The organism is Achromobacter mucicolens, assembly GCF_902859725.1.
In the GTDB taxonomy this organism is placed as follows: domain Bacteria; phylum Pseudomonadota; class Gammaproteobacteria; order Burkholderiales; family Burkholderiaceae_B; genus Achromobacter; species Achromobacter mucicolens.
The window spans coordinates 43,563-57,619 of sequence record NZ_CADIJP010000013.1; the positions used below are offsets into that span (position 1 = coordinate 43,563).

Consider the following 14,057-nt stretch of genomic DNA (forward strand, 5'->3'; position numbering starts at 1 on the left):
TGCCATGGAACTTGCGCGTTGATCAGGTCAACTTGCGCAGCACAGCGGCAAACAAAGAATGCAATGCTAAAGATCAATATCCATGACGTAAAATGGTTTTATTTCACAAATCCATGAATCTGGATCATATAAATGCTTGAGCGCATCCATCTGAGCATCGTGCAGCAGGTCGAGAAACAGGGCTCCTTGACGGCCGCCGCGGGCGTGCTGAACCTGACCCAATCGGCGCTGAGCCACAGCATGAAAAAGCTGGAGCAGCAGCTGGGCACCGATATCTGGCTGCGCGAAGGAAGGCGGCTTCGCCTGACGCAGGCCGGCCAGTATCTGCTGGCGGTGGCGAACCGGGTGTTGCCGCAGCTGGACCTGGCCGAAGAGCGGCTGGGCCAGTTCGCCCAGGGCGAACGCGGCGCGCTGCGCATCGGCATGGAATGCCACCCGTGCTATCAGTGGCTGCTCAAGGTGGTGGCGCCCTATCTTGCGGCGTGGCCGGACGTGGATGTGGACGTGAAGCAGAAGTTTCAGTTTGGCGGCATCGGGGCGCTTTTCGGCTACGAAATCGACCTGCTGGTCACGCCCGACCCGCTGTTCAAGCCGGGATTGAAGTTTGAACCGGTGTTCGATTACGAGCAGGTGCTGGTGGTGGCCAAGGGCCACCCCTTGGCATCCGTCGCGTATGTGAAGCCCGAGCAACTGACGCAGGAAGTGCTCATCAGCTATCCCGTCGATATCGAGCGTCTGGACATCTACAACCAATTCCTTTTGAAGGCGGGCGTCACGCCCAAGCGGCACAAGGCGATCGAGACCACCGACATCATGCTGCAGATGGTGGCCAGCGGCCGCGGCGTGGCGGCGCTGCCGCGCTGGCTGGTCGAGGAGTACGCGGTCAAGATGGATCTGGTGCCGGTGCGCTTGGGCCCGCGCGGCATCGCCAAGCAGATCTTTCTGGGATCGCGCGAGGCCGATGACGCCCTGGATTACCAGCGAGCGTTCATCGAGATGGCGCGTCAGCCTGCGGCTGCGAGTGCCGCCTCTGCCACGCGGTGAAATCATCGAGCACGCAAGCGTGATCGACTCAACAAGAAGAAGTAATCAGGCAGGCAGCGGATCTTCAGCGCCTGACATGTACCGCGTGCACAGCTCGCTGAGCCGAAGCAGTGCCGGGGGCAAGGTCTTGCCCTCGAGCGTGACGAAGACGAACTGCGACGACAGCTCGAGCGCCGGGCGCACGTCGACATGCACGAGTTCGCCGCGCGCGATGGCCGGTTGCGCCACGCGCAGCACGCCGAAGAAGACGGTGTCGGTGGTGCGGACCAGATCAACCAGCGCCTGGATGTCATTCGACTGGTATTGGATCGCGTCGATGAAGTGGACCGGCGGACCGAAATACGCGTTGAGCCGGTGCAGCACTTCGTCGCTCATGGCGCGGCCGCTGGCCGCCACCGCGTAGCGGCGCAGCGCGTCGAAATCCAGGCCATTCTTGCCCGCCAGCGGATGGCCTGCGCGCACCACGAAGCCGAGCGGGGTGCGCGGGAAGAAGCGCAGGTGCAGGTCGGCGTCTGCGGGGATGTGATTGCGATGCACCACCAGGGCGTCCACCGCGCCTTCGCGTAGCTCCTGGACCTGCATCTCGGGCGTGCCGCCGCTCAGCAGCAGCTTGATGGCCGGGTAGCGTTCCTTCATCTCGCGCAGCAGCGGTAGCGACAGGATTGCGGTGGGTGTCGGGCCCAGTCCCAACCGCAGCGAGCCCCCCGCATAGTCGGCCAGCAGGCTGGCGCTGCGGCGCAATTCGGCAAGTTCGACGCGAATTCTGCGCGCGCGCACGATGGCCAGCTCGCCCAGCGCCGTCAGTGTTTTCCCTTTGTCGCGTTCCAGCAGACGTCCGCCCAGCGTGTCTTCAAGCGCCTGGATGCTGCGGCTGAGCGCTGGCTGCGTCAGATGCAATTTGGCTGCCGCGCGGCTGAAAGAGCGGGTTTCGACCAGCACGAGGAAGTGTTCGAGCTGCTGAAGGTTCATCCGCGGCCCCTGATTTTATTACGCGTTAATTATGGTTTGATGATGAATTATGCATTGGACGTAATGAAAAAGCGCTACCAGAATGCGGGTCTTCAACGTCCGATTTCCTCTGGAGCACTGGCCATGGCCCGCGATTTGCCCTTTCCGCAGTCGAATTCCCGCGTCGTTCAACGGCTGATGGGCCTGGCTGCGGCCGGTTCGCTGGTCCTGGCCTTTGCCGCGCCTGCCGCGGCGGCGGACTGGCCCGCGCGCCCGGTGTCGGTGGTGGTGCCAGTGGCTGCCGGTGGCGCGGCCGATGCGCTGGCGCGCGCCTGGGCCGCCTATGCCAGCAAGGAAATCGGCGGCACCGTGGTGGTGGAGAACAAGCCCGGCGCCAACGGCAGCATCGCCGCCGCCTTCGTGGCCAAGCAACCGGCGGACGGCTACGCGCTGCTGTTTGGCAGTACGTCGAACATGTCGGTGAATCCGTTTACCTACTCGCAACTGGCCTACAACCCGACGCGCGATTTCGATCCGGTCACGAAGATCGCCGGCACCTCGCAGGTGCTGGTGGCCAATCCCGCGACTGGTATACGGTCGGTGGACGATCTGGTGAAGAAGGCCAAGGCCAATCCGGGCCACCTGAACTACGGCTCGGCGGGCATCGGCAACTCCACGCACTTGAACGTCGCGTTCCTGGCCGAACACTTCCAGATCGACATGTCGCACGTGCCTTACAAGGGCGCGGCGCCGGCCATGATGGACCTGATCGGCGGGCAGATCGACCTGACGGCTGACGCCCTGACCGGTGCAGTACCGCAAGTCAAGACCGGCAAGGCGGTGCCGCTGGTGATCTTCGGCGCCGATCGTGTTGCGCAGTTGCCCGACGTCCCCACGATCGCGGAGGTCGGCGTGCAAGGCTTTCCGGGCGATGCCTGGTATGGCCTGATGGCCCCGAAGGGCACGCCGCCGGAAATCGTGACGCGGCTCACCGAGGCCACGCGCAAGTTCTGGGCCGACCCGGCCGTACGCAAGCAGATGGACGAGATCTACATGACGCCGCCCAAGGAACTTGGCGCCGCATCGGTGGCGCAATCGATGAAGACCGAGGCCGAGGTCTGGGGCCCGATCGTCAAGCGCCTCGGCATCCGCAACGACTGATCTGTGCCGGGCCCCGCGCCCGGCTTTTACTTGAGGCATCCATGAACGCAATCCCCACCGCGCCGCTGGCCGAAGCCGTTGAACACCTGCCGCGCGGGGAAGACTTCCTGCTGTGGCCGCCCTGCCTGCAGTCCTATGGCTACCGCATCGTCGACCGCCTGTTCGCCACCCGCACCATCCAGCGCGGTCCGACGCCCCGGCCCCTGCCGCGCGCGCCAGAGATCGACGTGCGTTATACGCAGGACGGCGACACGTTCGGCGTGGGCGACCTGATGGACCGCAACAACGTGGCCGGCCTGATCGCGATCCACCGCGGCCACATCGTGCTGGAACGTTATGGGCTGGGCTTTCAGCCGCAGGAGCGCTGGTCCACCATGTCCACCGTGAAATCCATGACGGCCATGCTGACCGGCGCGGCGCTGCACGATGGCGCCATCAAGAGCCTGGACGATCCGGTCACCGCCTATGTGCCGGCGCTGGCAGGCTGCGCCTACGATGCCGTCACGGTCCGGCATCTGCTCACGATGTCGTCCGGCATCGCGTGGGAAGAGAATTACACCGACAAGGCGTCCGACGTGAACCGCTACAGCAAGTCGCTGGCCGACAAGGTGCCGGGCGGCGTGCTGTCGCTGCTGCGCGCGTGCCATCGTGCCCACGACGCCGGACGCTTCTGGCACTACAACACCGGCGACACCTATTTGCTGGGCGCCGTGCTGAGCGCGGCGACTGGCGGCACGTTGGCCGACTACATGTCGCGCCGCATCTGGCAGCCCTGCGGGATGGAATTCGACGGCTTCTATACGCTGGAATCCGAAGACGGCCAGGAGATCGGCGGCAGCCGCGCCGGCATGACGCTGCGCGACATCGGCCGATTTGCCCAGTTTGTGCTTGATGATGGCGTGGCCAATGGCGAGCGCATCCTGCCCGAGGGATGGGTCGCGCAGTCCGGTACGCCCGCGTTTCGGATTCCGCCCGATCTTCATACCGCGCAGCGCCAGGCCCTGGGGCTCACGGCCTACGGCTACAGCTGGTGGCTGCGCGAGGACGGCGCCATGATGGCAATGGGCCACTCCGGCCAGCGCATCTTCATCGACACCCGCGCGCAGTTGGCGGTGGTGCAGCTTGCCGCCTATCCGGAGCCTAAATACCTGAGCGCCAATGAGCCCGACCGCGACGCGGGCCTGAACGCCTTTATCATGGCGCTGCGCGACGCCATCAGCGCGTCGCCTGCCGCAGGCTGATTTGCGAATTAGAGGGACGGTTAACAACGCTTAAAATCGCCGCATTTGCAGTGGGATGGCTGCCCCACGCGGCATGCGAGGCACGAAATCATCGGAGCCTGTCCGCCTCGCAAGGAGTCATAGCGTTGAACATACACAAACTGGGCGCGCCCTCGGCGATCGTCTATATCGTCGACGACCACCCCGAGGTCAGCCAGTCGCTGTTCCGCCTGCTGTCATCGATCGGCATCCATGCCGAGACCTTCGACTCGATCAGCGCGTTTCAGGCGGCGGCGCGTCCCCCGGTGCCTTCCTGCCTGATCCTGGATCTTCAACTGTCCGACGGCGATGGGCTGACGCTGCAGGCTCGCCTGCGCGAGCTGGGCGATCACATTCCGATCGTGGTGGTGACGGGCTTTGGGGATATCCGGCAGACGGTCAAGGCGATGAAAGCCGGTGCGATCGATTTTCTCGAAAAGCCCATCTCCGAGCAACGGCTGCTGGACTCCGTGCATCGCGCGCTGGAATCGGATGCCGCGCGGCGCGCCAAGGAGCAGGAATTCGAGAAGATCCTGGCGCTGTACCGGACATTGACGGCGCGCGAGCAGCAGGTGATCGGGATGATTGCGTCAGGCTGCCTGAACAAGGAAGTCGCACAGCAGTTGGGCATCAGCGAAGTGACCGTCAAGGCGCATCGGGCAAGTGCCTACCGCAAGATGCAGGCGCGCAGCTTTGCGCAACTGGTGCAGATGATCATCAAGGTCAATCCGAGAGTTGCCGCGCACGCCGTGCAATTGCGCGGCGATGGCGATGGCGACGGCGAATAAGGCCGGATGATTCAGGCCTGCGCGGGCAACGAAAAATAGAACACCGCGCCCACCGGGCTGTTGGGCCGCGCCCACATCTGGCCGTGATGCAGCTGGATGATTTCGCGGCAGATGGCCAGGCCCATTCCCAGGCCTTGGGTCTTGGTGGTGAAGAACGGATCGAACAGTTTCTTCACCGACGCCGCATCGATGCCGCTGCCGGTATCGAGCACCTCCACCAGCAGTTCGTCCGCCGAAGACGGCCGGGTGACGACGCGCAACTGCCGCGCGCCTGGCGCCTGCTTCATGGCATCGACCGCATTGACATACAGGTTGAGCAGGACTTGCTGAAGCTGAACGCGGTCGCCGCTCGTTTGCAGGGGCGCATCGGCCAGATCCAGCGTGACGTCGACGTCGCTGCAATCGAGCTCGGATCTCAGCAGCGCCAGGGTTTCCTTCACAAGTCCATTCAGTTCGACGGGGGCGAAAGCTGCCGGCGCTTTCTTGATGAGCGCCCTTACGCCGGAAATGATCGAGCCGGCGCGTTGGCCGCTTTGCACGATGCGCCGCAATGATTCCGCCACCTCTTCGGTGTTGGGCGGGGTGCGCGCAATCCAGTTCAGCGCCGCCTGCGCTTCTGTCAGGACTGCCGAGACCGGCTGGCTGACGTCGTGGGCGATGGAGGCGGTCATCGAGCTGACAGTGGTCATGCGGGTGACGTGGGCCAGATCCGACTGGATCTGCTGCATCTTGGTCTCTGCGGCCTTGCGTTCGGACAGGTCGAGCACAAACGAGACGCCCTGGTTGTCGCCGGCGGCAAACCGGGCCGCGCCGAGCAGCACCGGCACGCGCCGGCCATCCTTGCGGATCAGTTCTGTTTCCACCGGTTCGGCGGTCTCGCGCAGCAGCAGCTCGTCCAGCGTCACCGGGCCGCCGCGCGACACAAGCGCGGTCCACTTCAAGCGGCCCGAGCTTACGTCGTCGCGGTCGTAACCGGTCATGGACAGGAAGTGGTCGTTGGCTTCCAGCACTTGCCCCTCGATGCTCCAGAACCAGATCCCGATGATGTTGGCCTCGACCAGCCGTTGAATCCGTGCCTCGCGCTGCGCCAGGTCACGGTATAGCCGCGCGCGCTCGATCGCGATGGCGGCCTGCGAGGCCAGCAGGCGCAGCACGGCGGTGCGGTGCGGCGCAAAGACGCCGCGCGCCAGGGTGTTTTCCAGGTAAAGCACGCCGATGGATTTGGACTGCGTGGTGAGCGCCAGGCACAACACCGACGGCAGCCGCGCGGCGCGCACGTAGGGGTCGCCGGTGAAGGCGCCGGCGCTCCACGCATCGTCCAGCACGATGGTTTCACCCGTGCGCCAGCCGTAGTTCACGATCTGCTGCGGCAGGCCGGCCTCGTCCAGCGACTGCGCGTGCTGGCTGATCGCAACGGAATCGCCGGACGTGGTGGCAATGGCGCGCACATACAGGTCACCATCGGCATGCAGGACGAGCACGCCGCGCGTGGCGCCGGCCTGCTCCAGCGCGATCTTCATCAGCTTGTCGAGCAGCGTCTGCAAGTCCAGCGCACTGGCGAGCGCGCGGGAGATGTCGATGACGGTGGCCAGATCCAGGCTCTCCACCGGCGTTTCGATTGTGGAATCGTGGGCGGCGGTGCCAAGATCCACGAACAGCGTGGGGTGCAACGCATCGATCTGCCTGACCTTGCCGGACGCGCCCCAATGCTGATAGCAGGCGCGCGCGTGTTGCAGGTACGTATGCGCGATGCGTTGCTGGCCACGGCTTTGGAAAAACCGAGCGGCGCATTCATTGGCCAGCCCTTCGACATGGACAAGGCCGTGGTCGCTGGCGCAATGGATGGCATCGTCGTAGCGCTGCATGGCGTCCAGGATGTCGCCCTTTACCCGCGCGACTTCGGCGTCTATCAGCATCCGCTGGCTTTGGAAGTTGGAGGGGCAGGACGCCGCCCACGGACGCAGCTTCGCCAGATGGACCTCTATCGCAGCCAGCGTGGCAGCTTGTCCCGCCGGACTTGCGGGCGTGGGGCACCAAGCGTGCGCCAGCGCGGAGTAGAAGTGGAACTCCATTTCCTCGACGAACGCCAGAGATGTCCAGACGAACCGTGAGGCTACCTCGCTTGCCCGCACGGCGTCCGGGAAATCGCCGCCGAACACCCTGGCCTGCAGCTTGCGCAGGTAGTGCCAGCACGCCGTGACATTCCAGCCGGCCTCGGCCTGGAGCTTGCGCTCGAAATCGGCCTCGGTGAATCCAGCGTCGTCCAGCGTGCCGAAATGCGGCGTCATGCCTTGCAGCATCTTGGCCAGTTGCAGTTGCGACGTGTACCGGTCCAGGACTTCAAGCCCGGCCTTGCGCGCGAATGCCAGGCCGCGGCTGGCGTCGGCGCGGATGGCGTCCAGCGCGCCGCCGGAGGCCAGCATATGCGTGACCAGGCTGTTCAGCGCGAAGGATGCGTAGGTCCAGTCGCCCTGCTGGCTGGCCAGTTCGAAGGCGGTCTGCAGCATGTTGCGCGCCTCGCTGATCGGCTGCGACCAGGGAACGATCTGGCCGCCGAACACCTGATAGACCCGCGCGGCGAAGCGGACCTGCGCGCGCTGCTGGACCTGGTCGACGCCCAGCTTGCCGAAGGCGTAGCCGTCTGCGTAGTCGCCGGTACGCGCGGCCAGGATCATGCCCAGCCACGCGTATCCCAGGCTGGACGCATCCGTGTTGCCGTGCCGCAAGCTCAGGTTGGCCATGCGCAGGATGACGCGCTCGCGCAGATTCGCAAAGAGCGTCCAGGCCGGCGGCAGCAGTGCGGTCAGCACGCCCATCGTCGCTTCCGCTTCCGGGTTCTCCATCGCGGGCAGGTCCAGCAGCGTAGCCGCGGGCCGGCCGGCCCGCAGCGCATTGAATTGGGCGTACTCGTCCGAGACGGCCTCATCGGAAGGGTTGTCGGTCCAGTCGATGCCGGCGCGGCGAAGATAATGCAGCGCGGCCTGAATGGCCTCGTGCCGCTCGCCCAGCGCCATGAAAACTTCCACGCGCAGCTGGGTCACGCGGGCCAGTTCCGTCAATGGCGCATCGCGCTCGCCCAGGCGGGCCAGCCTATGCCTGGCGCTGCCCACCGCACCGCTGCGCAACTCGCACTCGGCGCGGGTGATCTCGATCGTGAAGGCAAGCGCGGGCTCGCGCTGGCGGCCCTCGTCGGACAGGAATGCCGAGGCCGCTTCCAGATAGCGGATGGCGGCTGAATAGTCGGCGGTGTCCTTGGCCAACGCGCCTGCCAAGGCGTTCAGATGGGCAAGCCGGACGCGTTCGTCGGGGCTGTGGACAAGTTGCCATGCACGGTTGAACTGGTCGACCAGTTCAAAGGCGCGCGCCTTCAATTGTTCCGGTTCCAGGTCCTGGGCAAGACGGCGGCCGATCGACAGATGGGTGGCCGCGCGCTGCCGTTCGGGAATCAGGCCATAGCTGGCCGCCTGCACCCGGTCGTGCGGAAAGCGGTACACGTCGCCGCTACGAAAGACGAGGCTCTGGCGCTCGCACTCGCGCATTGCCGTGGCCACGTCGAGCCGCGGCCAGCCCAGCGCCGCCGCCAGCTTGTCCAGCGAGGCGTCGTGCCCAAGGCAGGCCATGTGTTGAATCGCTTCGCGGCTGTCTCGCGGCAAACGCTCGACCTGCTGGAGGATGATGCCGACCACATTGTCGGTGTAGGCCTGTTCGCGGATGGCATCCGCATCCCAAAGCCAGCGCTGGCGCCCCACGTCGTAGCGCAGCAATCCCTCGGCCGCGAGCGTGGACAGGAACCGGAGCACGAAGCAGGGGTTGCCGGCCGTCTTGGCCTGCACCAGGGCGACGAGCGGATCGATCCAGGGCGACCTGCTTTGCAGCGCATCGGCGATCAGGTGGGCGCAGTCGCGCGTCTGCAGATTGTGGAGCGCGAGTTCGGTGAGGGGGATCGCGCTGGCCCGCAGGCCGGCGATGAACGCAGCCAGCGCGTGGCGCGCCGTCATGTCTTCGGCCCGATACACGCCCACGACCAGGATGTTCTGCAGACCGGTCTGCGCAAGCTGTTCGATCACGCGCAGGGTCGCGGCATCGGTCGACTGCAGGTCGTCCAGGAACAGGATCAGCGGATGGCCCGGTGACGAGAACGCGCAGAACAGATGCTGAAAGGCCAGGAGCAGCCGTGCCTTGGCGTCCGCCTCGGCCAGCAGGCCCTTGGCGTCCGGCACGATCAGCGCCAGTTCGGGAATCAGCGTGAGCAGGCTGCCGCCGCCGGCCGAGACCACCACGCGCAGTTTCTCCCGCCACTCGTCCAGGTCGCTTTCGTTCTTGGCAAGCACCGCCTGAAGCAGGCCTCTTGCCGCCTCGACCAGCGCGGCGTAGGGGCCGGCGTGGCTGTGAGGATCGCCCTTGCCCTTGGCAAGCAAGGTGTACTCGCTGCCGACAACGCGATGCAGCTCTTCGATGAGGATCGACTTGCCGACGCCCGCCTCGCCCGAGATGAGCACGACCTCGGCGCGCCCGGATCCCGCCACCCGGCCCATGGCGCCCAGCAGGACGTCAAGCTCTGCGCCTCTGCCGTACAGGGTTGCAGGCACGCGCACCCGGCCAGGGTGGTCGTAGCGACCCAGCGCGAAGTCCGGCGTGGCGTGGGGGTCCATCATCAGCGCGGCCAGACAGCACTGCAGGTCGGCCGCCAGCCCCTCTGCCGTCTGATACCGGTCGTCCGGCGACTTTTCCAGCAGCTTCATGACGATGGCCGACAGTGTCGCCGGTATTGCGCTGCGTCGTTCGGCAGGCGTTACCGGCACGCGCGCGGAATGGCTGTGCAGCCACGTCAGCGCCGACTGGCCTTGAAAAGGCAGCTCGCCGGTCAGTGCCTCGTAGAACACGACGCCCAGCGAATACAGGTCCGAGCGCGCGTCGGCGCGATGCCCGGCGCGGGCGGATTGTTCGGGCGCCATGTAGGCGAGGGTGCCGACGATGTCTGCCGGCTGCGAGCCTGGCGCCGCCTGATAGGCGCCGAGCGGCGTGGAAAAGGAAAAGCCGGTCAGGTGCGCCGCTTCGTCATGCGCGTTGAACAGGATGTGCGCGGGTTTGAGATTCCGATGGATCAAACCTGCGTTGTGCATTTGCCCGAGGGCGTTCGCCGCCGCGATGGCCAAGCGCAGAAATGCCTTGGCGGGCATGGGCTGCGGACGATGCGACGCCAAGGGCTGTCCGCCGGGATCCTGCAGATACAGGACGGTGGAGCCGCCGACGCGCGCCAGCGCGGTCGGCACGGCGGCCCAGCCGGGATGCAGGTAGTCGCGCAGGCCGTATTCCTGGTCCAGCAGGTGGCGCGCGCATTCCGAGCTGTCGTTCGGTCGCAGCCAGACGGCAAGGGTTGCGTCGCCGCGTCCGAAGACCCGGTCGCCGTCTACCCACAGGACCTCGAAACGGGCCCCGTTGACTGCCTCGAAGCGAGGAGCACTATCCATGTCGCACACCCAGCCGAGGCCTGTCGGCGCGCGGCAATAATCCCTGTCGGCGCAATTCTAATCAGGAATTATTCTTCTCATGTAACGGTGTGTGCGGCAGCGCCGGGTGTCTTGTTGGTTCAGCCTATTGCACGATCGGCGCCACGAAGTGCGAGACCCGCGGGGGCGTGTCGCCGATGTGAAAGGCGCGCACTTCCGCCTGCTGGTCCGCGTCTGCGTGCGTGACGCGTTCGTGCTGGCGCAGATGCTCCAGCCAGGAGGTCACCAGGAAGTATTCCAGGTAGCGGCCGGGTTGGGCCGCGTCCTCGAAGATCCCCCAGGCGTAGGCCCCATCGCGGCGGCGCTCTGCGCCGGCGTGCTGCATGGCGCGCACGAAGTCAGCGCCTTGCACCGGGTCGATCAGGTATTCGACCGTGATCATGACCGGACCGCGATCATGCGACACCTCTTGATCGATCAGCGGCTCGGGCCAATGCATCGACGGCGCAAGATCCAGGTCCGCGCCCAGCTGCAATTTGGCCTTGCGGGTCAGCAGCATCGCAACGACCGAACCGGCGGCGGCGATCAGCAGCGCGGCGGGCACACCGGCACGCACCGCCGTCTGACCCCAGATCATGCTGCCGGCGGTCATCGAGCCAAAGAACACCGTCACGAAGATCGCCAGGCCACGAGCACGCACCCAGTCCGGCAGGGCAACCTGCGCCGAGACGTTGAGCGAAGTCAGCACCATGATCCACGAGGCGCCCGCCAGAAAGCTGAACGCACCGGCCACCACGGGATGCGGCACCACCGCAAACACCACCAGTGTGAACGCGGTTCCCAGCGTGCCGGCCATGACGCTGCGGTCAGGACCCAGCTTCTTGCGCAGCGGCGGCAGCACCATCGCACCTATCACTGCCCCGGCGCCGACGCAGCCCAGAATGATGCCGTAGAGCAAGGCGCCGCCCTGCAGCACCTGACGCACGATCACCGGCAGCAAGGCCCAGTAGGCGCTGGCAAACAGGAAGAACGCGACGGCGCGAACCAGCGTGGACTTGAGCGGCTTGCTGTGCAGCGCAAAGCGCACGCCGGCACGCATGGCATGAAAGAGCTGCTCGCGCGGCAGGCGCTTCTCGGCGGCGGCGGGCGGCTTCCACCAGATCAGCGCGGCGACCACCACGATGAAGCTGACCGCATTGACGAAGAACGGAATGGCCACGCCGATGCTGGTGATCAGCACGCCGGCCAGCGCCGGACCAATGGCGCGGCTGACGTTGATGCCCACGCTGTTGGTGGCGATGGCCTGCTGCAGCGAAGGGCGCGGCACCAGGCTGGGCACGATGGCCTGCCAGGCCGGCGCCGACAGCGCCGTGCCAATGCCCATCAGCAACGTGAAGCCCAGCAGCACCCACGGCGTCGTCAAGCCAAACCACACCACCAGCCCCAGCGCCAGCGCAATGACGCCCATCGCGATCTGCACCATCAGCAGCAGCTTGCGGCGGTCCATCGTGTCGGCGAGCGCACCGGCCAGGAGCGACAGCAGAAAAACCGGCAGCGCGCCCGCCGTCTGCACCAGCGCCACGAACATCGGCGACGGCGACAACGACGTCATGAGCCAGCCTGCGCCCACGTCGTGCATCCAGGTGCCGATGTTGGACAGCACGGTGGCGATCCAGATCACCGAGAAGGCGGAGTAGGAGAAAGGCGAGGAAGGCTGGGTTGGGGTGGCGGGCGGGGAGTCGGCGGTCGTCATGGGCTGGCAGGCTGCGGGAGAAAGCAAAAAAGGCCCGCGCCGCTGCAAGAGCGGCTGCGGACCCCAGCGGCATCAGCGGGCGATGACGGGCGCGGCCACCGGCGCGATGGCGTCGTGGGCGGTCTGCGTGCGCTGGCCGGCCTTGTGCACCATCGTGTAGGCGTAGTCCACGCCCATGCCGTACGCGCCCGAGTGTTCCTTGACGATTTCCATCACGGCATCGTACGAGTCGCGGCGGGCCCAGTCACGCTGCCATTCCAGCAGCACCTGCTGCCAGGTGACTGGCACGACGCCGGCCTGGATCATGCGCTGCATGGCCATGTCATGCGCTTCCTTGGACGTGCCGCCGGACGCGTCGGAGACCATGTAGATCTCGTATTCGCCCTCCAGCATGGCGCACAGCGCAAACGTGGTGTTGCAGACTTCGGTCCAGAGACCGGCCACGACAACCTTCTTGCGGCCATTGGCGGCCAGCGCGTCGCGCACCTTCTGGTCGTCCCACGAGTTCATCGAGGTGCGTTCCAGGACCTTCTGGTTAGGAAACACGTCGAGCAGTTCGGGGTAGGTGTAACCCGAGAACGACTCGGTCTCGACGGTGGTGATGGTGGTGGGAATGCCAAACACCTTGGCGGCCTTGGCCAGACCCACGGCATTGTTCTTCAGCGTCTGGCGGTCGATCGACTGCACGCCAAAGGCCATTTGCGGCTGGTGATCGATGAAGATGATCTGGCTGTTCTGCGGGGTCAGGACTTCGAGCTTTGCTTGGGACATGAAAATCACCTTGGGTTGAAATGGAGGGGCCTTAACGAGAATGTCAGGATAGGGGAAACGTTCGCGTCTCGACATTGTTCGAAGGTATGGCGCGTCCCCCCTCAAGTAGGGTCAGTTGGGGCGCGTTTGATGCCCAGGGTGGCCAGCGCGGCGACGATGGGCGGCAGGATGAAACACCACATGAGGGACGCCCAGTACAGCAGCGCGGCAATGGCGCAGCCGGACGCAAACGCCGCCAGGGCGGGCAGCATCTTGCGCAGGCGGCCGACGGCGGCCGTGCGCGCCTCGCCGGAGACGCCCCTGCAGAGGTCGGCAAGGTCGATCATCACCTGCGTGGTGGTGCCGGTCATGAGCGTGGACGGCGGCGCGCTGCCCAGATGCATGCGCTGGATCGCATTTTGGATACCCATGGCCGCGACCAGCAGCATGCCGCCAATCACGGCAACGGGCGCGTCGCTGTCGGAAAACGGCCCGTAGGCGACCAGGACGGCAGCGGCAGCGGCCAGCAGCAGCACCTTCGCGCACATGAGCTTGGACATCGCCGTGTCGGCGGCCGCGAGGCCGGACGCAAACAGGCGCGTCAGCACGACGACGGCACAAAAGAGCGGCAAGGCCAGGAGCTTGGCGAAGGCGCCGGTCGTGCCGTGGACGAAGGCTGCGCCCAGCGTGACGAAGTTGCCTGTCACGTGCGCCGTGAACAGGCCGTTCAGCGCCAGGAAGCCCGCCGTATCGACGTATCCCGCGTTAAAGCCCAAGAGGCCGGTGAATCGGGGAGATACGGGTGTCTGTTCCATGATGTGCAAAAGGAAAGCGTTGAAGGCGCGGTGCCCGTTGGACCGGCGGTGCGGCCGGCGTGACGGACACTGCGTAGGCCGATACGAAA

General features: G+C 65.7%; 9 protein-coding genes. 4 read left to right on the forward strand and 5 right to left on the reverse strand.

The genetic code is table 11. The features are described 5' to 3' along the window. Positions 1-132 precede the first annotated feature (132 nt). Complete coding sequence (locus HV786_RS17505; RefSeq protein ID WP_128829547.1) at positions 133-1,044, forward strand: LysR family transcriptional regulator; 912 nt, start codon at positions 133-135, stop codon at positions 1,042-1,044. 45 nt (positions 1,045-1,089) lie between these two features. Here the strand turns inward: HV786_RS17505 and HV786_RS17510 are convergent, their stop codons facing one another. Beyond that, on the reverse strand, positions 1,090-2,013 hold the full coding sequence (locus HV786_RS17510; RefSeq protein ID WP_128829546.1) for a LysR family transcriptional regulator: 924 nt from the start codon (positions 2,011-2,013) through the stop codon (positions 1,090-1,092). Positions 2,014-2,136: 123 nt separating this feature from the next. Between HV786_RS17510 and HV786_RS17515 the strand changes: the two genes are divergently transcribed. From HV786_RS17515 to HV786_RS17525, 3 genes are all read left to right on the forward strand, one after another. Further along, positions 2,137-3,153 (forward strand): Bug family tripartite tricarboxylate transporter substrate binding protein, encoded by a 1,017-nt coding sequence (locus HV786_RS17515; protein WP_254599490.1) that lies wholly within the window; start codon positions 2,137-2,139, stop codon positions 3,151-3,153. A 41-nt stretch (positions 3,154-3,194) separates the two neighbouring features. Next, entirely contained in the window at positions 3,195-4,394 is a 1,200-nt protein-coding gene (locus HV786_RS17520; RefSeq protein WP_128830245.1) for a serine hydrolase domain-containing protein, read from the forward strand. A gap of 125 nt (positions 4,395-4,519) precedes the next feature. Continuing rightward, complete coding sequence (locus tag HV786_RS17525) at positions 4,520-5,200, forward strand: response regulator transcription factor (RefSeq protein WP_218895233.1); 681 nt, start codon at positions 4,520-4,522, stop codon at positions 5,198-5,200. Positions 5,201-5,211: 11 nt separating this feature from the next. Here HV786_RS17525 and HV786_RS17530 read toward each other — a convergent pair whose 3' ends face one another. From HV786_RS17530 to HV786_RS17545, 4 genes are all read right to left on the reverse strand, one after another. Then, a complete protein-coding gene (locus HV786_RS17530) occupies positions 5,212-10,671 on the reverse strand; it encodes an AAA family ATPase (protein WP_128830246.1) in 5,460 nt (1,819 codons plus the stop codon). Between the two features lie 124 nt (positions 10,672-10,795). Beyond that, on the reverse strand, positions 10,796-12,403 hold the full coding sequence (locus tag HV786_RS17535; RefSeq protein ID WP_175211366.1) for an MFS transporter: 1,608 nt from the start codon (positions 12,401-12,403) through the stop codon (positions 10,796-10,798). A gap of 72 nt (positions 12,404-12,475) precedes the next feature. Further along, positions 12,476-13,174, reverse strand: a complete 699-nt coding sequence (locus HV786_RS17540) for a hydrolase (RefSeq protein ID WP_056319499.1) — start codon at positions 13,172-13,174, stop codon at positions 12,476-12,478. Positions 13,175-13,275: 101 nt separating this feature from the next. Continuing rightward, on the reverse strand, positions 13,276-13,968 hold the full coding sequence (locus tag HV786_RS17545; RefSeq protein ID WP_128830144.1) for a YoaK family protein: 693 nt from the start codon (positions 13,966-13,968) through the stop codon (positions 13,276-13,278). Positions 13,969-14,057 lie beyond the last annotated feature (89 nt).

Excerpts from the sequence above, each read along its gene's own strand:
- HV786_RS17505 (WP_128829547.1), top strand. The coding sequence starts at position 133 with ATGCTTGAGCGCATCCATCTGAGCATCGTGCAGCAGGTCGAGAAACAG.
- HV786_RS17520 (WP_128830245.1), top strand. The coding sequence starts at position 3,195 with ATGAACGCAATCCCCACCGCGCCGCTGGCCGAAGCCGTTGAACACCTG.
- HV786_RS17535 (WP_175211366.1), bottom strand. The coding sequence starts at position 12,403 with ATGACGACCGCCGACTCCCCGCCCGCCACCCCAACCCAGCCTTCCTCG.
- HV786_RS17510 (WP_128829546.1), bottom strand. The coding sequence starts at position 2,013 with ATGAACCTTCAGCAGCTCGAACACTTCCTCGTGCTGGTCGAAACCCGC.
- HV786_RS17515 (WP_254599490.1), top strand. The coding sequence starts at position 2,137 with ATGGCCCGCGATTTGCCCTTTCCGCAGTCGAATTCCCGCGTCGTTCAA.
- HV786_RS17530 (WP_128830246.1), bottom strand. The coding sequence starts at position 10,671 with ATGGATAGTGCTCCTCGCTTCGAGGCAGTCAACGGGGCCCGTTTCGAG.
- HV786_RS17540 (WP_056319499.1), bottom strand. The coding sequence starts at position 13,174 with ATGTCCCAAGCAAAGCTCGAAGTCCTGACCCCGCAGAACAGCCAGATC.
- HV786_RS17545 (WP_128830144.1), bottom strand. The coding sequence starts at position 13,968 with ATGGAACAGACACCCGTATCTCCCCGATTCACCGGCCTCTTGGGCTTT.